The 300-nt window shown below is 65.7% G+C and carries 1 protein-coding gene; it reads left to right on the forward strand.

What is annotated here, in order from left to right; genetic code table 11:
- The coding region (locus ACVA58_RS27920; RefSeq protein WP_446513497.1) for a hypothetical protein at window positions 1-300 on the forward strand (300 nt) is incomplete at both ends.

Genomic DNA, 300 nt, shown 5'->3' on the forward strand with positions numbered 1-300 from the left:
GTGTCGCACTCTGGGTGCTCTATGCGCGTCTGCCTCTGCATCAGCCGCAATCAGGCGGGGCTGCAACTCCACTGGGGCCTTCGCGCGGCATCGTGATCCGGCTGGCGCTGCTTTTCAGCGTGGATGCGTTTGCGGGCGGCCTGGTGGTCAACGCACTGCTATCGCTGTGGCTGATGCAGCGTTTTGGCCTTTCGCCCGGGGCCGCAGGCCAGTTCTTCTTCTTTGCGGGGCTGCTGACGACGGCGTCCCAGCTCGTCGCCGTGCCCCTCGCGCGCAAGATCGGCTTGCTCAACACGATGG

This window comes from Photobacterium sp. DNB22_13_2 (assembly GCF_052873915.1).